Annotated in this window: 22 protein-coding genes; 16 read left to right on the top strand and 6 right to left on the bottom strand. The window is 30.3% G+C overall.

Annotated elements, in window-relative coordinates; genetic code table 11:
* Positions 1-44 precede the first annotated feature (44 nt).
* A complete protein-coding gene (locus tag L8V79_RS01235; RefSeq protein WP_263702203.1) occupies positions 45-1823 on the top strand; it encodes a biotin/lipoyl-containing protein in 1779 nt (592 codons plus the stop codon).
* Between the two features lie 10 nt (positions 1824-1833).
* The gene (pckA, locus tag L8V79_RS01230; protein WP_263702202.1) at positions 1834-3408 is read left to right on the top strand and encodes a phosphoenolpyruvate carboxykinase (ATP); all 1575 of its coding nucleotides are present in this window, start codon (positions 1834-1836) and stop codon (positions 3406-3408) included.
* A 17-nt stretch (positions 3409-3425) separates the two neighbouring features.
* On the opposite strand, the gene L8V79_RS01225 is transcribed toward pckA, so the two are convergent.
* Entirely contained in the window at positions 3426-3791 is a 366-nt protein-coding gene (locus tag L8V79_RS01225) for a histidine triad nucleotide-binding protein (RefSeq protein ID WP_240379776.1), read from the bottom strand.
* A gap of 94 nt (positions 3792-3885) precedes the next feature.
* Here L8V79_RS01225 and pheS point away from each other — a divergent pair, with 94 nt between their 5' ends.
* Genes pheS through efp form a run of 8 tightly spaced genes read left to right on the top strand, consistent with a single transcriptional unit; the run spans position 3886 to position 13721 of the window.
* The gene (gene pheS / locus L8V79_RS01220; protein WP_412175168.1) at positions 3886-4869 is read left to right on the top strand and encodes a phenylalanine--tRNA ligase subunit alpha; all 984 of its coding nucleotides are present in this window, start codon (positions 3886-3888) and stop codon (positions 4867-4869) included.
* Positions 4866-7196: a phenylalanine--tRNA ligase subunit beta gene (gene pheT / locus L8V79_RS01215; RefSeq protein WP_263702198.1), complete on the top strand. Its 2331-nt coding sequence runs from the start codon at positions 4866-4868 to the stop codon at positions 7194-7196. The genes pheS and pheT overlap by 4 nt, the downstream gene beginning before the upstream one ends.
* Complete coding sequence (aroA, locus tag L8V79_RS01210; RefSeq protein WP_263702197.1) at positions 7193-8479, top strand: 3-phosphoshikimate 1-carboxyvinyltransferase; 1287 nt, start codon at positions 7193-7195, stop codon at positions 8477-8479. The genes pheT and aroA overlap by 4 nt, the downstream gene beginning before the upstream one ends.
* The gene (locus tag L8V79_RS01205; RefSeq protein WP_039618941.1) at positions 8469-9305 is read left to right on the top strand and encodes a 4-hydroxy-3-methylbut-2-enyl diphosphate reductase; all 837 of its coding nucleotides are present in this window, start codon (positions 8469-8471) and stop codon (positions 9303-9305) included. The genes aroA and L8V79_RS01205 overlap by 11 nt, the downstream gene beginning before the upstream one ends.
* Before the next feature lie 55 nt (positions 9306-9360).
* Entirely contained in the window at positions 9361-11028 is a 1668-nt protein-coding gene (locus L8V79_RS01200; RefSeq protein ID WP_263702195.1) for a 30S ribosomal protein S1, read from the top strand.
* Positions 11029-11034: 6 nt separating this feature from the next.
* Positions 11035-11514: a hypothetical protein gene (locus tag L8V79_RS01195; RefSeq protein WP_263675239.1), complete on the top strand. Its 480-nt coding sequence runs from the start codon at positions 11035-11037 to the stop codon at positions 11512-11514.
* Positions 11511-13091, top strand: a complete 1581-nt coding sequence (gene serA / locus L8V79_RS01190; RefSeq protein WP_263702193.1) for a phosphoglycerate dehydrogenase — start codon at positions 11511-11513, stop codon at positions 13089-13091. The genes L8V79_RS01195 and serA overlap by 4 nt, the downstream gene beginning before the upstream one ends.
* Positions 13092-13151: 60 nt before the next feature.
* Positions 13152-13721 (top strand): elongation factor P, encoded by a 570-nt coding sequence (gene efp, locus L8V79_RS01185; RefSeq protein ID WP_039618934.1) that lies wholly within the window; start codon positions 13152-13154, stop codon positions 13719-13721.
* A gap of 17 nt (positions 13722-13738) precedes the next feature.
* On the opposite strand, the gene uvrB is transcribed toward efp, so the two are convergent.
* Positions 13739-15712 (bottom strand): excinuclease ABC subunit UvrB, encoded by a 1974-nt coding sequence (gene uvrB / locus L8V79_RS01180; protein ID WP_263702192.1) that lies wholly within the window; start codon positions 15710-15712, stop codon positions 13739-13741.
* A gap of 154 nt (positions 15713-15866) precedes the next feature.
* On the opposite strand from uvrB, the gene L8V79_RS01175 reads away from it, so the two are divergent.
* The 6 genes from L8V79_RS01175 (at position 15867) to ispG (ending at position 21373) form a co-directional block, all read left to right on the top strand.
* Entirely contained in the window at positions 15867-16100 is a 234-nt protein-coding gene (locus L8V79_RS01175; RefSeq protein ID WP_263702191.1) for a hypothetical protein, read from the top strand.
* Positions 16087-16326 (top strand): hypothetical protein, encoded by a 240-nt coding sequence (locus L8V79_RS01170; RefSeq protein ID WP_012661889.1) that lies wholly within the window; start codon positions 16087-16089, stop codon positions 16324-16326. Before L8V79_RS01175 ends, L8V79_RS01170 begins: the two co-directional genes overlap by 14 nt.
* Positions 16327-16797, top strand: a complete 471-nt coding sequence (locus L8V79_RS01165; protein ID WP_263702190.1) for a type II secretion system protein — start codon at positions 16327-16329, stop codon at positions 16795-16797.
* A complete protein-coding gene (locus L8V79_RS01160) occupies positions 16794-18638 on the top strand; it encodes a primosomal protein N' (protein ID WP_263702188.1) in 1845 nt (614 codons plus the stop codon). The genes L8V79_RS01165 and L8V79_RS01160 overlap by 4 nt, the downstream gene beginning before the upstream one ends.
* A 120-nt stretch (positions 18639-18758) precedes the next feature.
* Complete coding sequence (locus L8V79_RS01155) at positions 18759-20252, top strand: C69 family dipeptidase (RefSeq protein WP_263702187.1); 1494 nt, start codon at positions 18759-18761, stop codon at positions 20250-20252.
* 56 nt (positions 20253-20308) lie between these two features.
* Positions 20309-21373, top strand: a complete 1065-nt coding sequence (ispG, locus tag L8V79_RS01150; RefSeq protein WP_412175039.1) for a flavodoxin-dependent (E)-4-hydroxy-3-methylbut-2-enyl-diphosphate synthase — start codon at positions 20309-20311, stop codon at positions 21371-21373.
* On the opposite strand, the gene L8V79_RS01145 is transcribed toward ispG, so the two are convergent.
* Genes L8V79_RS01145 through L8V79_RS01130 form a run of 4 tightly spaced genes read right to left on the bottom strand, consistent with a single transcriptional unit; the run spans position 21370 to position 26728 of the window.
* Positions 21370-22734, bottom strand: coding sequence for a nicotinate phosphoribosyltransferase (locus tag L8V79_RS01145; RefSeq protein ID WP_263702186.1), 1365 nt, complete (start codon positions 22732-22734; stop codon positions 21370-21372). The two genes, ispG and L8V79_RS01145, sit on opposite strands and share 4 nt — an antisense overlap.
* Before the next feature lie 21 nt (positions 22735-22755).
* Entirely contained in the window at positions 22756-23862 is a 1107-nt protein-coding gene (gene ftsZ, locus L8V79_RS01140) for a cell division protein FtsZ (protein WP_039626779.1), read from the bottom strand.
* 11 nt (positions 23863-23873) lie between these two features.
* On the bottom strand, positions 23874-25253 hold the full coding sequence (ftsA, locus tag L8V79_RS01135) for a cell division protein FtsA (RefSeq protein WP_263663486.1): 1380 nt from the start codon (positions 25251-25253) through the stop codon (positions 23874-23876).
* Entirely contained in the window at positions 25250-26728 is a 1479-nt protein-coding gene (locus L8V79_RS01130) for a peptidylprolyl isomerase (protein WP_263702185.1), read from the bottom strand. The genes ftsA and L8V79_RS01130 overlap by 4 nt, the downstream gene beginning before the upstream one ends.
* Positions 26729-26804 lie beyond the last annotated feature (76 nt).

The raw sequence follows: 26804 nt of genomic DNA, 5'->3' as shown, positions 1-26804 counted from the left end.
AAAGTAGAGTTATAATTGCAAAGATGTAAAAATAAGGAAAAATTATGGCTAAAAAGTTAATTGATGTGATGGATACCACATTTAGGGATGGTTTTCAATCTGTTTATGGTGCTAGAGTTTTAATGAATGATTTTTTTCCTGCCCTAGAAGCAGCTAAAGAAGCAGATATTAAGCATTTTGAATTTGGTGGTGGAGCTAGATTTCAAAGTTTATTTTTTTATTTGAACGAAAATGCTTTTGAAATGATGGATAAATTTAGAGCCATCGTTGGAAAAGATGCAAATTTACAAACTCTTGCAAGAGGGGTTAATACCGTAGCACTTGATACAGGTAGTAAAGAAATTATCAATTTGCATGCAAAAATGTTTGCAAAACACGGCGCAACTACAATAAGAAATTTTGATGCATTAAATGATGTAAATAATTTAAAATTTAGTGGAGAATGTATAGTTAAACATGGCTTAAAACATGAAATTACCATTACTTTAATGGATTTACCTCCAAAATGTAAAGGTGCGCATGATGTGCCATTTTATGAAAGAATTTTAAAAGAAATCCTACAAGCTCAAATTCCTTTTGATAGTATTTGTTTTAAAGATGCAAGCGGAACTTCAAATCCAAATAAAATTTATGAAGTTATTAAAATGGCTAGAAAAAACCTGCCTGAAAATATGCATATAAGATTACATACGCATGAAACCGCAGGGGTAAGCATAGCATGCTATTTAGCGGCTTTAGAAGCAGGTGTTGATGGTATAGATTTAGCTGCAGCTCCTGTTAGTGGCGGTACTTCTCAACCTGATATTTTAACAATGCTTCATGCTCTAAAAGGAAGCAATTTTGATCTTGGTTTGGATGAAGAAAAAATTTTAAAATATGAAGAAGTGTTAAAAGATTGTTTAAAAGATTATTTTCTACCACCTGAAGCAACAGCGGTAAATCCTTTAATACCTTTTTCACCTATGCCAGGTGGAGCATTAACTGCTAATACACAAATGATGAGAGATAATAATATTTTAGATAAATTTCCTCAAGTTATAAAAGCCATGCAAGAAGTGGTAGAAAAAGGTGGTTATGGTACTTCTGTTACTCCTGTATCGCAGTTTTATTTCCAGCAAGCTTTTAATAATGTAATGTTTGGTCCTTGGAAAAAAATTGCAGATGGATATGGAAAAATGGTTTTAGGATATTTTGGAAAAACTCCCGTTGCTCCAGATCCTGAAGTAATTAAGCTTGCAAGCGAGCAATTAAAATTAGAACCAACTACAAAATTAGCTACAGATATCGCTGATGCAGATGAGAGTAAAAGTATAGCTTATATTAAAAACTTATTGGAAAAAGAAAATTTAGAAACAAGTGAAGAAAATATTTTTATCGTTGCAGCTTGTAAAGAAAAAGGTATAGCTTTCTTAAAAGGTGAAGCTAAGGTTAATGTTAGAAAAAATAGCAAATTAAAACCAAGTCTTATCAATGAAAATCAATTTACCGTTTCAGTTAATGGTAATAAATATCATGTGGAAGTAAGTGCAGGCTTTGATAGAGATGTTAATGTTAAAAGTGCTGTAAAAGTAAGTGCAGATAATGCAAAAGTTGCAAAAACTCAAGTAAATGATAATGCTATTGTTGCAAGTATGAATGCAAATGTATTTAAAATTTTAGTTAAAGAAAATGATAGTGTAAAGGCAGATCAAGTTGTAGCTGTACTTGAAGCTATGAAAATGGAAATTGAGATTAGTGCAAGTAAAGATGGAGAAATTGCAGAACTTTTAGTAAATGCTGGTGAGAGCGTAAGTGAAGGTCAAGCTTTAATGACTTATAAATAAGGAGGTAAAGATGAAAGGTTTAGAAAATTTAGGCTTAGAAAATATCGGACAAGTTTTTCACAATCTTAGTTATGATGAGCTTTTAAAGCACGAAAAAAACAACAATGAAGGTGTATGTACTAAAAATGGTACCTTTAGTGTGGATACGGGAATTTTTACCGGAAGAAGCCCTAAGGATAAATATTTTGTAAAACAAGATCCTTCACAAAAATATATTGCTTGGGGTAAAATTAACCAACCTATTAGCGAGGAATTATTTGAAAAACTTTTAGCAAAAGCTAAAAAGCAGCTTAGTAATAGTGACATTTATATCCAAGATGCATATTGTGGTGCTTCGTTAAAAAGTCGCAAAGCTGTGCGTTTTGTAACACAAATTGCTTGGCAAGCGCATTTTGTAAAAAATATGTTTATTCGTCCAAAAGAAGAAGAGCTTGGTGAGTTTAAACCTGATTTTGTGGTGTATAATGCTTGCAAATGTGTGAATGAAGACTATGAAAAAGATGGTTTAAATTCAGAAGTTTTTGTCATTTTTAACATAGAAAAAAATATAGCAGTAATTGGTGGGACTTGGTATGGCGGAGAGATGAAAAAAGGAATTTTTTCTATGATGAATTACTGGCTTCCGCTAGAAAATAAACTTCCTATGCATTGTAGTGCTAATGTTGGAGAAAAAGGTGATGTGGCGCTTTTCTTTGGACTTAGCGGTACAGGTAAAACTACTCTTTCAACCGATCCAAAAAGAAAATTAATAGGCGATGATGAGCATGGTTGGGATGATGAGGGTGTGTTTAATTTTGAAGGAGGTTGTTATGCAAAATGTATTAACCTTGACCCTCAAAGTGAGCCAGAAATTTATGGAGCTATAAAGCAAAATGCACTTTTAGAAAATGTAGTTTTAAAAGATGATTTAAGTGTTGATTTCAATGATGGTTCTAAAACTGAAAATACTAGAGTTTCTTATCCGATAGAACATATTTTAAATCACGAGCCAAGTCTTAGCGCAGGTCATCCTAGTAATATTATTTTCCTTTCAGCAGATGCTTTTGGTGTTTTACCTCCGGTTAGTAAACTTAGTAAAGAACAAGCAATGTATTATTTTCTAAGTGGTTATACTGCAAAAGTAGCAGGAACTGAAAGAGGTATTACTGAGCCTGTTGCGACTTTTTCAGCTTGTTTTGGAGAAGTGTTTTTGCCATTACACCCAACTGTTTATGCAAAACTTTTAGGTGAAAAAATCAGCAAGCATAATGTGAATGTTTATCTAGTAAATACCGGTTGGAGCGGTGGAGCTTATGGTGTAGGCAAAAGAATGAGTATAAAAGCTACTAGAGCTTGCATTAATGCGATTTTAGATGGTAGTATACAAAATTGTGAGTTTGAAAATTATGATTTATTTAATCTTGCAGTTCCAAAAGAATTAGCAGGTGTAGAAAGTAAGCTATTAAATCCTATTAATACTTGGGAAGATAAAAAAGCTTATGATGAAACCAAATTAAAGCTTGCAAAAATGTTTATAGAAAATTTTAAACGCTATGAAGATGTAAAAGAAGGAGCAGAATTTAAATTAGCTGGTCCTGCTATCTAAAAAGAGTTAAGCTCTTTTTAGAATAGTGATTCAGGATTGATTTGGGTTTCTTTGTTTTTTGGAAGCTCAAATCCACCTAACATATGAAAATGTAAATGAAAGACTTCTTGCCCGCTATTTTTTCCACAATTTGTGATTAATCTATATCCACTTTTATCAAGTCCTAAAAGAATAGCTAGTTCTTGAATGAATTGTGTCATTTCACTCATTAATTCAGGTCTTAATTCTTGAAAGTTTTCAAAATGTTCTTTTGGAATGATTAAAATATGAATAGGTGCTTTAGGATTAATATCATGAAAGGCTAAAAATTTTTCACTTTCTAAAACTTTATTAGCAGGGATTTTTCCTTCTATGATTAGTTCAAATACGGTTTTTTCTCTCATTTAATAGTCCTTTTTTTTGTTATTTTTGCTAATTTTAAATAATTTTACATTAGAATGTTTAAAAAAAATTTAGTTGGAGCTAAAATTGCAAGATATGATAAAAAAAATTGCTTCTGCAAGTACTTTAGCAGAACTTGAAAATATAAAAGTAAGTGTTTTAGGAAAAAAAGGTATTTTGACTTTGGAATTTGCAAAGTTAAAAGATTTGCAAGGTGAAGAAAAAAAAGAATTTGCTAATGGTTTAAATAAAGCAAGAGATGAATTTAATGAAGCTTATCAAGTAAAATTAAAAGAATTGGAAGAAAAAGCTTTAAATGAAAAAATGAAACAAGATGTGCAAGATTTTAGCTTTTTTGATGAAACTTCAAATGCAGGTGCTTTGCACCCAATCATGCAAACTATGGATAAAATCATAGAATATTTTACAGCTTTAAATTTCAGCATAGAAAAAGGGCCTTTGATTGAGGATGATTTTCATAATTTTGAAGCATTAAATTTACCACAAAATCATCCTGCAAGAGATATGCAAGATACTTTTTATTTTGAAGATAAAACCTTGCTTAGATCCCAAACTTCTCCAGTTCAAATTAGAACTATGCTATCTCAAAAACCACCTATTAGAATGATAGCACCAGGTGCAGTTTTTAGAAGAGATTTTGATATTACCCATACACCTATGTTTCATCAAGTGGAAGGACTTGTGGTAGAAGAGGGTGATAAGGTAAATTTTGCAAATTTAAAAGATATGCTAGAGCATTTTTTAAAACATATGTTTGGTGATGTAAAAGTGCGTTTTAGACCTAGCTTTTTTCCTTTTACAGAGCCATCTGCTGAAGTAGATATTTCTTGTGTATTTTGTAAAGGTTGTGGATGTAGGGTTTGTAAGCAAACAGGATGGCTTGAAGTTTTAGGATGCGGTGTTGTTGATCCTAATGTTTATAAATTTGTTGGTTATAAAAATGTAAGTGGCTATGCTTTTGGTTTGGGTGTGGAGCGTTTTGCTATGCTTTTACATAAAATTCCTGATTTGCGTTCTATGTTTGAAGGTGATTTAAGATTATTGGAGCAATTTAGATGATTATTAGTAGAAATTGGTTAAATGAATGGATTGATTTAAGTGAAATATCGACGCAAACTATAGTAAATACTTTAAATTCTATAGGATTAGAAGTTGATAGTTTCAAAAGTGTCAAAGCTCCCCAAAAAGTTGTAATAGGTAAGGTTTTAGAAAAAGTTAAACATGAAAATTCAGATAAATTGAATATTTGCAAAGTAGATGTTGGGAATGAAATTTTACAAATTGTTTGTGGTGCAAAAAATGTTGATAAAGATCAATTTGTAGCCGTATCTTTAGTGGGTGCAGTGCTTCCAAATGGACTTGAGATAAAACCTGCCAAACTTAGAGGTGTTGAATCTATGGGTATGATTTGCTCTTCTAGTGAGCTTGGTTTTGGAAAAAGCAATGAAGGCATTATGGTTTTAGATGAAAGCATGGGAGAATTAGTTCTAGGAAAAGCCTTAAATGATTATGATTTGTTTAATGATGAATTAATTGAAATAGAACTTACTCCAAATCGTGGAGATTGTTTGAGCTTATATGGTGTTGCTAGAGATTTAAGCGCAGCACTTGATTTAAATTTAAAAGAATTAAATCCTTTAAAAGAAAGTGAAAATAGCGTAGGTATAGGAAGAATACTAAGTGTTAAAAATCAGAGTGATGTTGAAGGCTTTTTTGCTTATAAAGCATTAGAGATTAAAGAAGAATTTAAGCTAAATATTACGATACAAATTCGCCTTGCCTTGATTGAAGCATACAAAAATAATAACATAGAAAATCTTTTAACATATGCAACTCATGCAAGTGGAGTGATTTTTTGTGCTTATGATTTTCATAAACTTTGTCAAGATTGTCAAATCGATGAAAAGATTGTTTTAGAAATTAAAACTCAAGAACATGGAGAATATGGAGTTTATTATAAAGATGAGTTGATTGCTTTAGCGGGTATAGAGCAAGAAGATAAATTTAAAATTAATGATGAGAGCAAAATCATCATTATAGAAGCAAGTTATACTCATCCTCAAACTATAGCAAATGCAATAGCCTTTTATAAAAAGAAAAATGACACTATATATCGTTCTTTAAGAGGTAGTGAACCTAAGCTTTCTTTGGGAATGGAGTATTTATTTAATGAGTGCTTGAAAATTAGCACGATGAGTGTTTTTTCTGGAAGTCAACAAGTTTTTAAAGAAAATGAAGCAAATATTATTGGTATTTTTGGTGCAGAGATTGATAAAATCATTGGTATGCCTATAGATAAAAATAATTTAGTAAAAATTCTTAAAAAACTAGGCTTTGAAATAAGTGTGGTAAATGATGAGCAATTTAATATCAAAATCCCACTTCATCGCAGTGATATAGCAAATATAGCTGATATTAGTGAAGAAATAGTAAGAATTATTGGCATTGATAATATCCCATCAAAAGCTTTAGAATTTAAAGAAAAAAATCGCCTAAATCAAGTATATTTTGATTATCAAGAGCTTAAAAATTTAAGATTAAAAGCAAGTAGTAATGGGTATTTTGAAAGTGTGCATTATGTTTTAGATAATGAAGAAGAATTAAGTCAATTAGGATTTAAATGCATTAAAAATAAGCTTATTAATCCTATCACCAATGAGCTTAATACTTTAAGAAGCACTTTGATAAATCATCTTTTAAATGCAGCAAGTTTTAATTTAAGAAATTCAAAAAAGAAAATCAAACTTTTTGAATGTGGTAGTGTTTTTGATGAGTTTTCAAATGAGCATGCTAAATTTGCGATGATCTTTAGTGGCTGCAAAGAAGAAGCTAAAATCACAAATAAGGCCAAGCCTGTTTTAGTGGATTTTTATACTTTTTTAGCAGAATTAAAAAGCATTATAGGTGAGTTTAGTTTGCAAAAATCAGAATACGCATTTTTAAGCCCATATGAGCAAGCAAATGTATATAAAAACGGTAAACGTATAGGTTTTGTAGGTAGAGTGCATTTAAGTATAGAAAATAAAAGAGATCTGGTTAAAACTTATATTTGCGAGCTTGATTTAGAAGGCTTAAAACAAGACTTTAAAACCGCTAAAGCTTATTCTAAATTTCCATCTATGAGCAGGGATTTAAGTATAGTTATACCTAAGGGTTTTGAATATGAAAAAATCAAACACACTATTACTAAATTAGATATTGAAAGATTAGAAAGTTTTAGAGTGGTAGATTTATATACAGATGAGAATTTAGGCGATTTTTATAGCTTGACTATTAATTTAGTATTTAGAGATTTTGAAAAAACCTTAGAAGATAATATTATCCTTGAATATATTGATAAAATCATCAAAGCTTTAGATGATGAGCATGGTTTAAAACTTCGATGAAAATCAGTCCTATTGGTTCTTTTAGAGCAGAGCTTGAAGATATAGCTTCTGATAAGTCTATATCTCATCGCTTTGCTATTTTTTCTTTACTCACTCAAGGAACTTGTAAGATTAAAAATTATTTAAAAGCACAAGATACTTTGCATACTTTAGCAATTATTCAAGCTTTGGGAGCTGAGGTTGAAGAAATTGATGGATTAATTTATATTAAAGCTCCAAAATATATAAAATCTCCAAATTGTGTTTTAGATTGTGGAAATTCAGGTACAGCTATGAGACTTTTAATAGGTCTTTTAAGCGCTATTGAAGATGAAATTTTTGTACTTAGTGGGGATTGTTATTTAAATGCTAGGCCGATGAGACGTGTAAGCGAGCCTTTGATGAGTTTAGGGGCTAAAATTTATGGAAGAGCTAATGCAAATTTAGCACCTATTTGTATACAAGGAGCTAAGTTAGAAGGTTTTGATTTTAGTAGTAATATTGCTTCAGCTCAGGTAAAATCGGCTTTAATTTTAGCAGCTTTATTTGCCAAAAAAGAAAGTTATTTTAAAGAAATTGAGCTTTCAAGAGATCATAGTGAGATTATACTTAATAAAATGGGAGCTTGCATTGAATATTTAAATGAGGAAAAAACTTTTATCAAAATAAATCCTTTAAAAGAAAAATTAAAAGCATTTGAAGTATGTGTGCCAAATGATCCATCATCGGCATTTTATTTTGCCTTAGCTACTTGTATTTTACCTCATTCAAAAGTAGTTTTAAAAAATGTTTTGTTAAATAAAACACGTATTGAAGCCTTTAAAATTTTAGAAAAAATGGGTGCAAAAATCACTTATAATATTATCAATGAAGACTTTGAGAGTATTGGAGAAATTTACGTTGAAAGTGCGCCTTTAAAGGCGGTAAATGTGAGTGAAAATATCGCATGGTTGATTGATGAAATTCCAGCTTTAGCCATAGCTTTTGCTTGTGCAAAGGGAAAAAGCGTTATAAAAAATGCTAAAGAATTGCGCGTAAAAGAAAGCGATAGAATCAAATCAATTGTATTAAATTTGCAAAAATGTGGCATAAAGGTAAAAGAATTTGAAGATGGTTTTGAAGTAGAAGGTGGCGAAGCTAAAAGTGCTAAAATAGAAAGCTTTGGAGATCATAGAATTGCGATGAGTTTTTTAATTTTAGGTTTAAGATGTGGAATGGAAGTAGATGATAGTGAATGTATTAAAACTTCTTTCCCAAATTTTATTGAGATTTTAAAGCAAATAGGAGCTAAAATTGGAGATTGAACTAGCAAAAAGCTATGGATTTTGTTTTGGGGTAAAAAGAGCTATTAAAAAGGCTGAGCAGATTAAAGATGCAGCTACCATAGGTCCTTTAATTCATAACAATGAAGAAATCACAAGACTTTGGAAAAATTATAATGTTAAAACATTAAATGATATCAATGAATTAAGCACAGAAAAAAAAGCTATCATTAGAACTCATGGTATTACAAAGCAAGATTTGGAAAAATTAAAGCAAAAAGATATAGAAATTTTTGATGCAACTTGTCCTTTTGTGACTAAACCTCAAAAAATTTGTGAGCAAATGAGCAATGAAGGCTATGAAGTTGTGATTTTTGGAGATGAAAATCATCCTGAAGTAAAAGGGGTGAGAAGTTATGTAAGTACTAAGGCTTATGTAGTGCTTGATGAAAAAGAATTACTTGATATTAAATTGCCTTCTAAAATTGCAGTGGTATCACAAACTACAAAAAAGATAGAAAAATTTATGGAGATTGTGAATTTTTTAATGCTTAGAGTTAAAGAAGTGCGTGTTTTTAATACCATATGTGATGCGACTTTTAAAAATCAAGAAGCAATCAATGAGCTTGCTAAAAAAAGTGATGTAATGATAATAGTTGGAGGAAAAAATTCAGCTAATACTAAGCAACTTTTTTTGATAGCAAAAAACTACTGTGAGAATAGTTATTTAATCGAAAATGAAAAAGAGATTCAAAAAGAATGGTTTAGTGGCAAAGAAAAATGTGGTATTAGTGCAGGTGCTTCTACACCAGATTGGGTGATTGACTTGGTTTTGGAAAAAATCAAAGAATACACCAAAATTAACTAAGTTTAAAGAAAACAATACTATAATCAAGAATTAAAATTTAAAACAAAGGACCACGATGAGCGAGGTGAACAAAAAAGTTCAAAACAGACTAGAGGATATTATCATAGAAGAAGATTTTGAGCAAATGCTTGAAGAATCTTTTAAGTCTGATGAGGAGGCAACTACACAGGGTATAATTGTCGCGATTAAAGGCGATGAAGTATTTGTAAATGTAGGGCAAAAATCAGAAGGTATTTTAGCAATGGAAGAAATTCAAAACGACAAAGGCGAATTTATCTTCAAAGAAGGCGATACATTAGAAGTTGCTATAGTGGGTTCTCGCGGTGGCAGATCTTTACTTTCTCATAAAAAAGCTTTAAGAAAGCAAAAAGTTAAAGAATTCATTGATAATTATAAAGATGATGAAAGCATGTTTGATGTAAAAATCATTGGTAAAAATAGAGGTGGCTTTGTGGCTGTGGATGAAAATGGAGTAGAATTTTTCTTGCCAAAATCACAAAGTAGCTTTAAAGATTCAAATAACATCATCAATAAAACTTTCAAAGTTAAAATCATCAAAATAGATAAAGAAGCTCAAAGCATAGTAGTTTCTAGAAAAAAAATAGTAGACGAGGAAAGAAAAAAACGCAAAGAGATTATCTCAAATGTGTTAAATCAAGAAGAAATTATAGAAGGTATTGTTAAAAAAATCACCACCTATGGTATGTTTGTTGATGTAGGCGGTGTTGATGGTTTGGTTCACTATAGTGAAATTTCTTACAAAGGGCCAGTAAATCCTAGTTCATTGTATAATGAGGGCGATAAGGTTCCTGTAAAAGTGATTAAATATGATAAAGATAAAAAACATCTTTCTTTATCTATCAAACTTGCTATGCCTGATCCTTGGGATGAAATTAAAGATGGTTTAGAGGTTGGTGACACTATTAAGGTTACAGTTTCAAATATAGAGCCATATGGTGCTTTTGTTGATTTGGGAAATGATATAGAAGGATTTTTACATATAAGTGAAATTTCTTGGGATAAAAATGCTAAAAATCCAAAAGATTATATTAGCGAAGGTCAAGAGCTTGATGTGGAAGTAATTGAGATTAATGCTAAAGAAAGAAGACTTAGAGTTTCTTTAAAAAATTTATTAGCAAAACCTTTTGATGAGTTTTTAAAATCACATAAAGTAGGTGATGTGGTAAAAGGTAGCGTTACTTCTGTGACTAATTTTGGCGCCTTTGTAAAAATTGCAAACTTAGAAGGTTTATTGCATAATGAAGACGCTTCATGGAATAGAAACGATAAATGTAAAGATATGTATAAAGTTGGTGATGTTGTAGAAGTTAAAATCATCAAGCTAGATAAAGAAAATCAAAAAATTTCTTTAAGTACTAAAGAATTGCAAAAAAGTCCTGTGCAAGTTTATGCGCAAAAACACCAAGTGAATGATATTATCTCAGGAAAAATTAGAGATATTAAAGATTTTGGAGTTTTTGTAGAGCTTGAAGAGGGTGTTGATGCGCTAATCCACAAAGAAGATTTAGGTAATATTGATTTTTCAAGTTTAAAAGTAGGCGATACAATAGAAGCTTTAATTGTTTTCATTGATGAAAAGAAAAATAGAATTCGTTTAAGCGTAAAAAGTCTTGCAAGAATGAAAGAAAGAGAAGCGTTAAATGAAATCAATGATAATGATAAAGTAACTTTAGGTGATATTATCAAAGATCAACTTTCATAATAACAAATGAAAAAATATACCCTTTATGGTATTTTAGGCTTTTTAAGCCTAGCTTTGATTGTTGCTTTTGTTTTTATGGTGAGATATGTAAATGTTGGAAATTTACCTATCTCACAAAATGTTAAATATTCTTTTGATGAGATAAAAAAAGAATTGCCACAAACTTGGCAAGATAAGCTTTCAAATCTTAAAATTAATGATTTTTCTCCAGCAGCGAATGAATTTTATATGAGTTTTAATATGGATGATTCTGTAGTAAAACCAAAACAAAAATTTTATATGCTCGATGTAAATAAAAACGATGTTTATTCTATGTTTTGTTTAAAGCAAACTTTGCATTCTTTTTTTATCAAATACACTTTAACACAAAGCAAAGATGAAGTGGCAATTTATTTAGATACAAATAATGAAAAAGTTTTAAACGCACTGATCGACAAATTAAAAATTTACAACATAAATGCAAAATTAAAGGAGGTTTGGTTATGAAAAAAATTATTGTATGTGATGCAATATTAGACAAAGGTGTGGAGCTTTTAAGAAAAGCTGATGATGTAGAACTTATTGAAGCAGCGCATTTACCTAAAGATGAGCTTTTAACAAAATTAAGTGATGTAGATGTAGCTATTACTAGAAGTTCAACAGATGTGGATTTGAAATTTATCAGTGCATGTTCTAATTTAAAAGCTTTAGTTAGAGCAGGTGTTGGGGTTGATAATGTTGATATAGATGAATGCTCTAAAAAAGGCATTATAGTTATGAATGTACCAACGGCTAATACTATAGCAGCAGTCGAACTTACTATGAATCATCTATTATGCTCTGCAAGATCTTTTGTAAATGCTCATAATTTTTTAAAAATACAAAGAAGATGGGAAAGAGAAAAGTGGTATGGTGTTGAACTTATGAACAAAACTTTAGGGGTTATAGGTTTTGGCAATATAGGTTCAAGAGTAGCTGTACGCGCAAAAGCTTTTGGTATGAAAGTTATAGCTTATGATCCTTATGTGGTAGCTTCTAAAATGACTGATTTGGGTATTGAATGTGTGAATTCTTTAGATGTAATCTTAACTCAAAGTGATTTTATTACCATACATACACCAAAAACAAAAGAAACAACAGATATGATTTCTTTTGAAGAAATTTCTAAAATGAAAGATGGCGTAAGATTGATAAATTGTGCCAGAGGTGGTCTTTATAATGAAGATGCATTGTGTGAGGGATTAAAAAGTGGTAAAATAGCTTGGCTTGGTATCGATGTGTTTAATAAAGAACCAGCAACTAATCATCCATTTTTAGACTTTGAAAATGTTTCTGTGACTTCTCATCTTGGTGCAAATACCTTAGAAAGTCAAGAAAATATAGCTATCCAAGCATGCGAGCAAGCTTTAAATGCTGCAAGAGGAATTTCTTATCCTAATGCTTTAAATTTACCGATTAAAACTGAAGATTTACCAAGTTTTGTAGCACCTTATATTGAGCTTATTTCTAAAATGGGCTTTTTGGCTGCTCAGCTTGATAAAACTCCTATTAAGGCTATTAAACTTGAGAGCGAAGGACAAATTAGCGAGTATAATGAGTCTTTGCTAACTTTTGCAACAGTGAGTGTTTTAAGAGGAATTTTAGGTGAAAATATTAATTATATTAACGCACATTTTGTAGCTAAAGATAAGGGCGTGGAGCTTTCTTCTTGTATTTTACCAAGTAGTGGTTATAGTAATAAAATCACCATAAAGGTAATCACAGATAATTCTAACCTTTCTATTTCAGGAACTATTTTTGGTGAAAATGAACAAAGGATAGTAGAGTTAAATGGTTTTGATGTAGATTTTAAACCAAAAGGGAAAATGATAATTTTAAATAACAATGATATACCAGGAGTTATTGCTAATGTTAGCGGAATTTTAGCTAAAAATAATGTTAATATAGCTGATTTTAGACTTGGTAGAAATGGTTTTGGAAAAGCTTTAGCTGTGATTTTACTTGATGCAAAAATTTCAAAAGCTTTGCTTGAAGAATTAAGAGCTGTTGATGCTTGTATTTTTGCAGAATATGCAGAAATTTAAGGCTTTTTATAAGCCTTAATTGTTACAATTATTTTTTAATTTTAAAATTAAGGAAAATATATGGCTTCTTATGGAATGGGAGATTTAAAAAAAGGTTTAAAAATAGAAATTGATGGTATTCCTTTTAAAATCGTAGAATATCAACACGTAAAACCAGGAAAAGGTCCTGCTTTTGTACGTATTAAAATTAAATCTTTTATCGATGGTAAGGTTTTAGAAAAAACTTTCCATGCAGGAGATAAATGTGAATCTCCAAATTTAGAAGAAAAACAAATGCAATATCTATACGATGATGGTGAAAATTGTCAATTTATGGATACTCAAACTTATGAGCAAGTTGCAATTAGCGATGAAGATGTGGGTGAAGCTAAAAAATGGATGCTTGATGGAACTATGGTGGATGTTTTATTCCACAATGGAAAAGCAATCGGTGTGGAAGTGCCTCAAGTAATGGAGCTTAAAATTATCGAAACAGCACCAAATTTCAAAGGTGACACTCAAGGCTCAAACAAAAAGCCAGCTACTTTAGAAACAGGTGCAGTAGTGCAAATTCCTTTCCATGTATTAGAAGGGGAAGTAATTCGCGTTGATACTGTGCGTGGAGAGTATATAGAAAGAGCAAATAAATAATCCCTTATTTTAAGGGATTATAAAGTTCTTAATTTATTAATCTCATCTCTAAGCATTGCTGCTTTTTCAAATTCAAGATTTTTAGCTGCTTCTAACATTTGTTTTCTTAATTCTTTTACTATTTTAGCGCGTTCTTTTGCAGGCATTTTTTCAAGTTCTTTGCCTTTACGATAAATTTCTCCTTGCTCAAGTTCATGTTTTAAACTTTCTTCTATATTTCTTTTTACTGAGGTTGGTGTGATGTTGTGTTTTTTATTATAAGCTTCTTGTAAAGCCCTTCTTTTGTTAGTAGTATCGATAGCTTCTTGCATAGATTTTGTGATTTTTTTGGCAAAAAGTAAAACTTTTCCATTGACATTTCTAGCAGCACGCCCCATCGTTTGAATGAGTGCAGTGGTACTTCTTAAAAAGCCTTCTTTATCTGCATCCATAATGGCTATAAGAGAAACTTCAGGTAAATCAAGTCCTTCTCTTAAAAGATTAATCCCGATTAAAATATCAAAAGCACCACTTCTTAAACCACGGATGATTTCATTACGCTCTATTGCATCAATTTCTGAGTGCATGTATTTTACTTTTAAGCCAAGTTCTAAGTAGTATTTACTAAGCTCTTCAGCCATTTTTTTAGTTAAAACGGTTATTAAAACTCTTTCATTGCGTTCTATAACTTTTTTAGCTTCATCGTATAAAATTTCTACTTGATTTTCACTATCTTTGATTTCTATTTTAGGATCTAAAAGCCCTGTTGGACGCATGATTTGATAAAAAATATTTTCTTTGCTTAATTCTAGTTCTAAAGGTGCAGGTGTAGCTGAAACAAATAAAAATTTACAATTTTTATTAATAAATTCATCAAACATCAAAGGTCTATTATCTAAGGCGCTTGGCAAACGAAAACCATAATCAACCAAAGTTTGTTTTCTACTTCTATCCCCTGCAAACATCCCGCGAAATTGTGGTAAAGATACATGAGATTCATCCACAATGACTAAAAAATCTTGATTTTTAATGGCAAAATAATCAAAAAGCGTATAGGGTGTATCGCCGCTCTTAAGCCCTGTTAAATGCAAAGCATAATTTTCAACTCCTTTACACATTCCAGTGCTTTGAAGCATTTCAAGGTCAAATTCTACCCTTTGTTTTAGTCTTTGTGCTTCTACGAGTTTATTTTCATTTTCAAAATAAGCAAGGCGTTCATTTAATTCAGCTTTTATGCCTTTTATAGCCTCTTTAAGCCTAGTCTCACCTACGCTAAATTGACTGGTTGGGTAAAGTATGAATTTTTTTAAATCTTTACCTTTTTTATTTTCTAAGACATTATAATGATACATCGCCTCAAGCTCATCGCCAAAAAACTCAAGCCTAATAGCTTCATCCTCATAATAAGCTGGATATATATCTACTATATCTCCATTTACTCTAAAATCAGCCCTATCAAAGAAATTATCATTGCGTTTATAGCCCATATCTACAAGTTTTTTTAAAAGTTCTTTTTGTGAAATTTGCATATTTAGTTCTAAAATTAAAACCATACCTACATACTCACTTGGATTTCCCAAACCATAATTTGCTGAAACACTAGCTATGCAAATAACATCATCATAACTTAAAAGCGAAGCACTTGCGCTTAGTCTTAATCTTTCTAAGTCTTCATTAGTAGAACTATCTTTTTCTATAAAAACATCCGTTCTTGGTATATAAGCTTCTGGCTGATAATAATCATAATAGCTTATAAAATACTCCACATGATTATTTGCAAAAAAACCTTTAAATTCACTATAAAGTTGCGCACATAGGCTTTTATTGTGACTCATGATAAGAGTAGGCATGTTTAAGTTTTTAATGATATTTGCCATAGTGAAAGTTTTTCCACTGCCTGTAACACCTAGCAAGGTTTGGTATTTATTGCCCGCTTTAATGCTTTTTACTATACCATCAATGGCTTGTTTTTGATCAGGACTTGGCTTAAAATCACTAGTAAGTTCAAACATAAATTTTCCTAACTTGTATTTTTGCTAATTTTACACAAAATTTTTTGTAAAAATTTAAATTTTAAAACAAAAAGCTATGCAAAATTAAATTTTTTTTTGTTACAATTATGTGTTTAAAATACTCTAAATATAAAATCAATAAAGGCAAGAAAATATGTATGATGAAAGAATAATCAACACAATGACAGATAAAGTAAATGAGCTTTTGGCTAAATATAATGAAGTATGTGAAATCAATGAAAATTTAAGAAATGAATTAGTAAGTGTAAAAGCACAAAATGAAGCTAAAAACAATCAAATCGCACGTTTAGAAGAAGAGCTTAAAAGTAAAAATATTGAAAGCGAAGATGTGATCAAAAAAATAGAGGCAGTTCTTGGCAAACAATAACCAAAGAAAAGTTACAATTAATGTCTATGCGAAAGACTTTGTTGTAACATGCAGTAATGAATTTGCAAATCATCTTGAAGATGAAATTGCTTTAATTTCTGGAGGTACAGGCAAGATAGAGCTTGCAAATTTCATTAATGCTTTTGTAAAACTTAGCTACGAAAACTATATCTTAAAAAAAGAACTCAATAAACTTATCAATACTATCGATGAAGAAATAAAATAAATGCAAACAAAAAAAGCTTTTACTTTGATAGAGCTTGTTTTTTGTATGATGATTATTGCTATTCTTAGCGTAATTGCTTATCCGTATTTTTCTTTTGGAAAAAATGATGCTAAACTCATTCAAGTAAAAAGTGAGGTGGAGCTTATCAATACTTCTTTGTCTTTACTTAGAAATCAGTTTTTATTTAAAGAAAGTAAGGATTTTCCAGCAATTTTAGATGAAGCTTTGATAAATAGCGAAAATCAAAAATTATTTGTATGTTCTCATTCTCAAAATCATAAAAATACAAAACAATGCACTTACAGCGTTTTAGAAAAACCAATCATTTCATCTAAAAAATCGTGGATGAAAATAGCAAATACTCAATATAGATTTTTTATAAATTCTAAAAATTACATAGATTTTTCTTATAATAGTGAAAAAGTTTTTTTAGAATGTGTGAGTTTAAATTGTAAGGATTATGGGTTTTGAATTTTTATCAACTTGCTATTAAAGGATATTATTTAGATACCTTAACTTATGAAAGTGAAGAAGAATTTGAAATTTTAGATGAGGTAATAGTTGATCTTGCAAGGAAAAAAAATCTCAAAGCTATAATTTTACAAAAATGTTCAAAGCCTGATTTTAAAACCCAAGCTATAAAGGAAAAAACAGGTTTTAAACTAACGCAATATCAATACGAACTTGCTCAATTTATTGCTTATTATTATGCTAGTAAAATAGCTTTTGTTTTAGGTATGTTTGAAAGCATTAAAGAGTATAAAAATGAAAAAATTCATATAGAAAAAGTACCTAGTTTAAGTAAAAACCAGCAAGAGGCTTTGGAATTTATAAAAACTAAACAAACTAGTTTGCTATTTGGTGATACAGGAAGTGGTAAAACTGAAATTTATATTAGCTTGATAAAAGAATATCTAGAGCAAGGAAAGCAAGTTTTGCTTTTAATGCCAGAAATCGCTCTAACTCCACAAATGCAAAAAAGATTAAAAGTGTATTTTGGCGAGCATTTTTTCTTGTGGCATTCTAAAATTACTAAGAAAAAAAAGCAAGAATATTTGCAAGATTTAGCAAATTCAAAAGCTCTTTTAGTGGTGGGAGCTAGATCGGCTTTGTTTTTACCTTTTAAGAATTTGGGTTTGATTATTATTGATGAAGAGCATGATAATTCTTATAAAGCTTCTAATAATCCAAAAATCAATGCAAGAGATTTGGCTTTATTTGTAGCAAAAAAAATGCATATAAAAGTTCTTTTAGGTTCGGCTACTCCAAGTGTTGTAAGTTTTTATAAACATCCTTGTTTTAGACTTAAAGGAACTTTCTTTGAAAGTAAAAAGCAGTTTTTATACGATGAGAGTGAGCTTAGTGTCTCGTCAAAATTACTTTTAGAATTAAAAATTAGCTTAAGAAATAAAAAGCAAGCCGTGGTATTTTTACCTACAAGGGCAAATTTTAGACAAATTTTATGCAAAGAATGCGCTAATACCATTAAATGCCCTTTTTGTTCTATTGCTTTGAGTTTACATAAAAATAAAAATGCATTAAAATGCCATTATTGTAATTTCACTAAAGAAATCGATCAAATCTGCCCAACTTGCAATGGAGTTATGCTTGAAGCTAAAAAAATGGGCACAGCAGAGCTTTGTGAGCTTTTAGAAAAAGAATTAGCTGAGTTTAATCCTATCATAAAAAGATTTGATAGTGATGAGATTAGCAGTGTAAAAAAGCTTGATATGATTTTAAAAGATTTTAACCAAGAAAAAATTGATATTTTAGTAGGCACTTCCATGCTTGCTAAAGGGCATGATTATCACAACGTGGATTTAAGTGTGATTTTAGGTCTTGATGAGTATTTATTTAGACCTAATTTTAAAGCCTTAGAAGAGACTTTGGCTCTTGCTATGCAAGTAGCAGGTCGTGCAGGTCGAAAGGGTGAGGGTAGGGTGCTTTTACAAACTAAGAATAGATCTTTTTTTGAAAAATATATACAAGATTACGATAGTTTTTTAAAAGATGAATTAAATGCTAGGAGCGGGCTTTACCCTCCATTTAAAAGACTTTTAAGGCTAATTATTGAAGATGAGGATAAAAACAAAGCTTTAAATTTATGTGAATTTATAGCTAATAAAGTTCAAGAATTAAAACAAGTGCAATTAGTAGGCCATGGTGCTTGTGGTATTGAAATGCTAAATAAAAAATGGCGTTTTTATGTATTATTGCGTGCTAATACTCACCAAGAGCTTGTAAAATTTGAGCATTTTGCCTTAAATTTTAAAAATATTACTTGCGATATAGATCCAGTTGATTTTTCTTGAAAAATATATTTATTTATAAATAATTATTATTTTATAATAAAAACAATATTTTATTTTTAATTTTAAATTTATTTTGATAAGAATATACTTTTTTAATTTCTTAAATTTAAAGGAGAGAAAATGAAAAAGTTTAGTTTTCTTACAAACTGTGTACTTTTTGGTGCTTTGTTTAATAATGCTTTAGCTTGCACTACTATTTTAGTACCAAATGAAGCAAGTAAAGATGGCTCTATGTTGGTTGCAAGAAGTGCTGATAGTAAAGCAGATAAAGCACAAGTTTTTCTAATCCACCCAAGAGTTGAAAATCAAAAAGGTATTTATAGCACTAAAACACATCAAGGAATGAATGATTTTACTTACCCTTTACCTACTAAATCTTTTCAATATAGCACTATAGCTAATTGGCAAAGTAAATTACACGGTGCTACTGGTTTTAATGAAATGGGTGTTGGGATAAGTGCTACTGAATCAATTTATGCAAAAGATGAACTTTTAAAATTTGATCCTTATAATGAGAAAAATGGCATTAGCGAAGATGATATTTTGGATGTTTTGCTTCCAAGAATTAAAAGTGCAAAAGAAGGTGTTTTATTATTGGGTGATATTATAGAAAAACAAGGAGTTGCTGAGGGCTTTGGAGTAGCTTTTGTGGATTCTAAAGAAATTTGGTATTTAGAAAGTGCTACAGCACATCAGTGGATGGCTGTAAAAATTCCTAATAATTCGTATTTTGTTAGTGCGAACCAAGGTAGGCTAAAACAACTAAAATTCAACGATGAAAATACCTTGCATTCTAAAAATTTAATAAATTTTGCCATAATACATAAAGCGTATAATCCTAAAGTGGATAAGGATTTTGATTTTTTTAAAGTTTATACAAGAAATGATGATAGAGATTTAACTTATAATTATCCTAGAGTTTGGTGGATACAAAAAATGTTTAATCCATCTTTAAATCAAGATGTAAAAAATGGTGCTAATTTTAATGTGTTTTTACAACCTGAGCAAAAACTTAGTGTGGATGATTTAAAAAAAGCTTTAAGATCGCACTATGATGGAACAAAATATGATCCATATGCAAATTTCAATAAAAATGAAAACATTTACCGTGTTGTGAGTGTGTTTAGAACTTATGAATCTCACATTATGCAAGTTAGGCCGTGGCTTCCTAAAGAAATAGGTAGGTTAAATTATGTCGCAATAGGAATGGCTGATTTGAGTGTGTATTTGCCTTATTATTTTGGTAATGATGAGTTTATTGCAGGATATCAACAAGGAACAAATGAAGCTGATGATAAATCAATTTATTGGATTTATCGCAAGTTGCAAACTCTTGTAATGAGTGATTATAATAAATATGCTCCTATCGTAAAAAATGCTTATGCTAAATTTGAAAAAGACACATCTTTAAAACAAGAAGCTATGGAAAAAGAATATTTAAGTCTTTATAAAAAAGATAAGAACAAAGCAAAGCAAATTTTAGTTGATTTTTCATTACAAAATCAAATGGAAGCTAAAAAACTTACTCAAGATTTAACAAATCAAATTTTTACCCTTTTAACAAGAGATACAGATATAAAATATAAATCTCTTAATAAAAATAAAAAAGATTAATGATATAGCCCATTTTTGGGCTATAATACTCTAAAAATATTTTTAGAGTGATTTTAATGACAAGATACAAAACAAGACAAATAAAAGTAGGTGATGTTTTAATAGGCGGAGATGCTCCTATTTCTGTGCAATCTATGCTTTTTACTAAAACAAGAGATATTGAAGGTTGTTTAGAGCAGCTTAACAGACTTTATTTTGCTGGTGCAAATATAGTGCGTTTAGCCTGTTTGGATATGGCAGATGCAAGAGCTTTAAAAGAAATCAAAGCAAAAAGCCCCTTGCCTTTAATAGTGGATATACATTTTAATCATAAGCTAGCAGTCTTTTGTGCTGAATTTATCGATGGGGTGAGAATTAACCCAGGAAATATAGGCTCAAAAGAAAATATCAAAGAAGTGGTGCAAGCTTGTAAGCAAAGAAAAATTCCTATTAGAATAGGGGTAAATCATGGCTCTATAGAAAAGCAATTTAGCGATAAATATGGTTATAATATAGAGGCTATGCTTGGGAGCGCTTTATATAATATAAAATTACTAGAAGATTTAGACTTTTTTGACATTAAAATTTCTATGAAAACTTCAGATGTGCAAAATACCATAAAAGCTTATGAAGCTCTAAGACCACTTTGTGATTATCCATTTCATTTAGGGGTTACTGAGGCAGGAACTAAATTTCATAGCACGGTTAAAAGCTCGATTGCCTTAGGAAATTTGCTTTTAAAAGGCATAGGCGATACAATGAGAGTTTCTATGACAGGGGAGCTTGAAGAAGAGATTAAAGTAGCAAGGGCTATTTTGCAAGATAGTGGAGTGCAAAAAAGTGGAGTAAATATCATCTCATGTCCAACTTGTGGAAGAATTCAAAGTGATTTGATCAAAGCGATTAAAATAGTAGAAGAAAAAACTAAGCATATTAAAGAGCCATTAAATATAAGTGTTATGGGTTGTGTTGTAAATGCCTTGGGCGAGGCTAAGGGTGCTGATGTGGCGATTGCTTTTGGAAAAAATCAAGGTTTAGTTATAAGACATGGCGAAGTAGTGGCAAAATTAAAAGAAGATGAGCTTGTGGATAGATTTTTACTTGAAGTAGAAGATGAGGTAAAACTTAGAGAAAAAGATTAATTTTTTTCTAAGTAAGTTTTTTGCATATTTTGTAATTTTTTAGAAATTTTTACTTTATAAATACTTGGATTTTGAAGTTTTTTTAGTTTAAAATCCAAACCATCAACACTTTTTTTATGATACTCTTGAATATTTTTTAAGTTAGGAAGCCCATAGATTAATTTTCCATCTTTAAAAATAAGCTCATGTAAATTTTTATATGTATAACCTTGGTAATTTTTGATACTTTCATCATGTGTATATAAAATATCAAAACTTGCTTTATTGTTTTTATAATACCTTATAAGTTTTTTAAAATGTGGCAAGGTTGTTTTGCTTGAGCTTGCGCTGATTTTTATTTTAGGGATGATTTGATTGTTTTTTTCTAATGCAACAAGCTTATAAACAGCTCCAAAAATAGGCGAACTTGCCGAAGTAATAAGCTTTTCTCCAATGCCAAAAGCATCGATTGGAGCTTTGTTTTTTAGTAATTTTTCTATGATAAACTCATCTAAAGTATTACTAGCTATGATTTTGCATTTTGTTAATCCAGCAAGATCTAGTTTTTTTCTAATATATTTAGAGATTTTCAGCAAATCTCCTGAATCAATACGGATGGAATAATTTTGCATAGAATCTTGTGCATTTAACTCATTAAAAATTAAAATAGCATTTTCAATACCTTTTTTATAATCATAAGTATCAATCAAAAGACTTATATTGTCTTTATAAATTTGACAATATGCTCTAAAAGCACTTAACTCATCATCAAACATTTGCACCCAAGCATGAGACATGGTTCCACTAATAGGAATATTAAATTTTTTCCCAGCTAAAGTACAAGCACTTGCATGAAAACCACCTATAAAAGCAGCTCTAGCTCCATTTAAAGCTGCACTTTCTCCATGAGCTCTACGAGAACCAAATTCTAAAAGCAATTTTTCTTTTGCAATTTGAGTAATTCTGCTAGCTTTAGTGGCAATTAGACATTGATGATTTAGGGTTAAAAGTATGAAAGTTTCTAACAATAAAGCCTCTATTATAGGTGCTTTAATAATCATTAAAGGAGTATTAGCAAAAACACATTCACCTTCTTTAACGCTTAGTATATCTCCACTAAATTTTAAAGTTGAAAGGTAGTTTAAAAATTCATCATCAAATTTTTTAGTATTTTTCAAAAAATCTATGTCATCTTTAGAGAAAGAAAAATGATTAATATGATTTATGATTTGTTCTAATCCACAAAAAACAGCATAAGAAGCATTATCAGGAGCTTTTCTAAAAAAAACTTCAAAATAAACAATTTGCTTATGCATATTTTGTTTAAAATAAGCATAAGCCATACTTAGTTCGTAAAAATCACATAATAATGAAGAATTCATATAAGGATTTTTACTAAAAAATTAATCCATTTGGCGACGCAAGAAAGCAGGAACATCAAGCTGAGAAATCACTTCTTCATCAAATCCACCGCTAGCTTTACGTAAATTCATATAGCTATTTTTTTTACTTTCTTCTTGTTCTTTAGCACTTTCTATTTCAGCTTTATCTTCAAAACCTGTAGCAATGATAGTAACTTCAACGCGATCACCCATACTCTCATCAGTCGTTGCACCAAAGATTACTTTTGCGTTTTCATCTGCTATATCGCTAATGCTTTGAGTAGCTTGTGAAATTTCTATCAATGAGCATTCAGGACCAATTTTATAATGGATGATTACGCCTTTAACGCCTTTCATAGTCATGCCGTCTAATAATGGAGATTCTATAGCACTTGATAATGCATCCATGATAGCATTTTCACCTTCTCCATGACCCACGCCCATTAGTGCTAAACCTCTGTGGCTCATAACAGTTCTAACATCAGCAAAGTCAACATTAATATCACCATCTTCTAAAAGGATAGACACCATACCCCTAACAGCTCTAGCTAAAATATCATCAACTAGTTTAAATGCTTCTTTTATACCTGCTTTTTTTGGGAGTATGCTAAGAAGTTTTTCGTTTTGGATTACAATGATAGAATCACTTTCTTTTTTTAATTCAGCTAAACCAGCTTCTGCTAATTTTTTTCTTTGTTTTCCTTCAAATGCAAAAGGCATAGTTACAACTGAAACAGTTAGCGCACCTACTTCTTTAGCAGCTTGTGCTACAACAGGAGCTGCACCTGTACCAGTTCCACCACCAAGTCCTGCTGAAATAAATACTATGTCGCTTTGACTTAAAGCAGCTTTTACTTCTTCAAAACTTTCTCTTGCACTTTCTGCCCCAATTTCTGGTTGCATTCCAGCACCCAAACCTTTGGTTTTTTTCTCACCTAGTTGAATTCTAGTTTTTGCTAAAGATTTAGCTATAGCTTGTGCATCAGTATTAGCTGAAATAAGATCAAGATCATGTAAACCCATATTTACCATATGATCTATCATGTTACCGCCACCGCCACCGCAGCCTATGACTTTTATTTTTGCACCTTTTGCGTGTTGCATTTCTTCCACTAGATATTCGCTCATTGTGTCTCCTATTAGAACTGGTTTATTAATTTATTCCAAAATTTATGCATTAAATTCGTTTTTTTATCTTTCTTTGTTTCTATTTTTGCTAATTCTGTTTTTTCATCTTCAAATTCTTTTTGATCTTGAAAAATTTCTTCAAAATCTTTATTTTCTTCTTCGTTTTCATCTATGGTAAGATTTTGTTTGATCTGTTTATTGATAAACTCAGGCTCTCCTTTGTATCTTAGTTTCTCATTAGAATCTAATTCATAAGGAGTAAAATGCCCACCACCATACAAACAAAGACCTATAGCACAGCTATTTTCTGCATCTTCAAAAATTTCTTTAAAACCATCCATAGTATCTTTTTTTGCAGTCGCTATTCTAACAGCTTTATTATCAAAATAAGCTGAAGCAAGCTTGTCAAGTCCTGCAAATTTTGTCATTCCACCTGTTAATACTATACCTGCTCCTGCTTGATTTGCACAAGCATTATCGCTTAGCATTTTAGCTAAAATAATAATAGTTTCTTCAATTCTTGCATAAATTACATTGGATATGACTTCTACTGAAACTTCATTTTTTCTTTTTTCATCACCCATGTATGGAATTTGTATAATTGAGTTTTCATTTTGCGCTAAAGATGCATAATTTAATTTTAGTTTTTCTGCTTCTTTTGGCGGGGTATGTAAAGCTATGGATAAATCATTGGTGATATTTACTGAGCCAATTTGTAAGCATTCATTGTAGCGTATAGAATTACCCGCATGAATGACCATATCGCAAACTGCTCCACCCATATCGATTAAAATAGCACCTAATTCTTTTTCACTATCATCAAAGCAAGCAATAGAAGAAGCATAGCCTGAAAGAACGATGTTATCTACTCTAAGATCAGCAAGCTCCACAGCTTTTTTTAGATTTTTAATATGCACTTCTTGCGAGATTACAATATGCGTAGAAACTTCAAGGCGATTTCCACTCATTCCCAAAGGATCTTCTACATGTTCAAGATCATTTACTTTAAAATTATAAGGTAATACATGAATGATTTCATATCCACTAGGTATATTTGCGGTATGCTTTGCTGTGCTTACTGCTCTGTGAATTTCTTTAATGCCTATTTCATGATTTGGTATATTAACTACACCTATACTATCTACGCTTTTTGCGTAAGCACCTGAAATAGATACAATTACTTTATCATAATGCACGCCTGACATCATTTGTGCATCAGCTACTGCTTCTTCTATGGATTTTGAAGCAAGTTCTATATTAGTAATTGCTCCTTTTTTTATACCATTTGATTTTGATTTTCCAAAACCAATGACTTTTAGTCCTTCTTCGCTTTTTTGTGCTAATATGGCGCAAGTTTGTATTGAGCCTAAATCAATTCCTAAAATATTCAATTTGTATTTCCTTTATAATAGCGTTGAATTGGATATAATTCTATAAGTTTTTTTAATAATTCTTCCTTAAGTAAAGCTTGTTTAGTTTGTTTAGCGCTTTGCTCTATGATAAATTTGTAAATTTCTTCTTTGTTTTTATTTTCTAAAGTTTGTTTTGTGATCTCATAAACTATTGCTTTATCATCAAATAATACATAAGATTTAGCTTTGTTTGAGTCAAATACATGCATTAAAAACTCGCTAAATTCAGTATCATTCATCATATTACCCACTTTTGCATTTTTGCTTGAGTCACGGCTATAAGTACCTATGTCTATACCTTGGAAATTATCTAGGGTGAGTTTTGCTTTTTCTTCTAATAAGGCTTTAGTTTTTTCTTTAATGTAAAGTTTACTTACTTCGTTTTTAGCTTGCTCAAAAGTCATAGTTTGTATAGGATTTATTTTTATAATTTTTGCAATCATATAGCCGTTTTCAAATTTAAAAGGCTTAATAAAATCATTTTCTTTAGCTTTTTGTATATTTTCTAAAGGATAATAAATATCAGCATCGCTGATTGTGATATTTTTATCAAAACTAAGCTCGTTCTTTCTCAAAGCCACATAGCTTTCATTGGCTTTAAGTTTAAGTTTAGAAAGTTTTAAATCTTTTATAACTTTATCTTTGCTTTGTTCTAGACTTAGAATTTTCCCTGCAAAATCTTTATAGTCATTTTTATTTTCTTCATAGTAAGCTTGGATTTCTTTGTCATCAATTTTGATTATATCAGGGTTTAAAAAATAAGTTGCAAGCTCGTAACTTTTTTGCGTCTTATAAAGCTCTTTATTTTTCTCCCAAGTTTGTTTTAATTCTTTTTCATCCATTGTTATGTTTTTATTATCAAGTTTTATAGCTTGAACTTTTAAACTATCTTGCATTAAAAAACTTGCGCCAAACATATCAAGTTCATTGGGTTTGATTTGTAAATTTAAAATAGCATTGATTTTTTTAAGTAATAACTCATCGTGAATGATTTTTTCATAAGTTTTTGGTGTATAGTTGTTTCTTGCAAGCAGATTATAGTATAAATTTTTGTCAAAAACACCTGAAGCATTATGAAAGATTTTTTGATGTGCTAAATCATAAGCAATTTCTTCCTCGCTCACATTTAAACCCAAGGTTTTAGCATAAGAAAGTAGTAATTTTTCTTGTATAAGTTCATTAATAGCTTGGGTGTCTAAGCCATCTTTTTGTGCTTGTTCTTGTGTGTAATTGCCATTGTTTAGCTGAGAATAATAGCCAAATAATTGAGAATATTTAAGATTAAACTCATCATAACTTATTTTTTCATCGCCTACTTTTGCAACAGAATTTGACCTGTCAGTGTTAAAATCATAACTCCCCCAACCAACAAAACCTGCTCCAACAAAAGCAATAACGCTAATCCAAATAGTTACAACTAAGTATTTTTTATGATGCTGCATCCAAGTGAGCATTTTTACCCCAATCTGATTAAATAAATTAAACTATAAATTATAAATAATTTGTGATTAATAAAAGATTAATTTTAAA

The sequence above is a fragment of the Campylobacter sp. IFREMER_LSEM_CL2194 genome (assembly GCF_025771685.1).
GTDB lineage: Bacteria > Campylobacterota > Campylobacteria > Campylobacterales > Campylobacteraceae > Campylobacter_D.
Note: the sequence above shows the minus strand (reverse complement) of the source record. Positions and strands in the feature narration are given on the sequence as shown.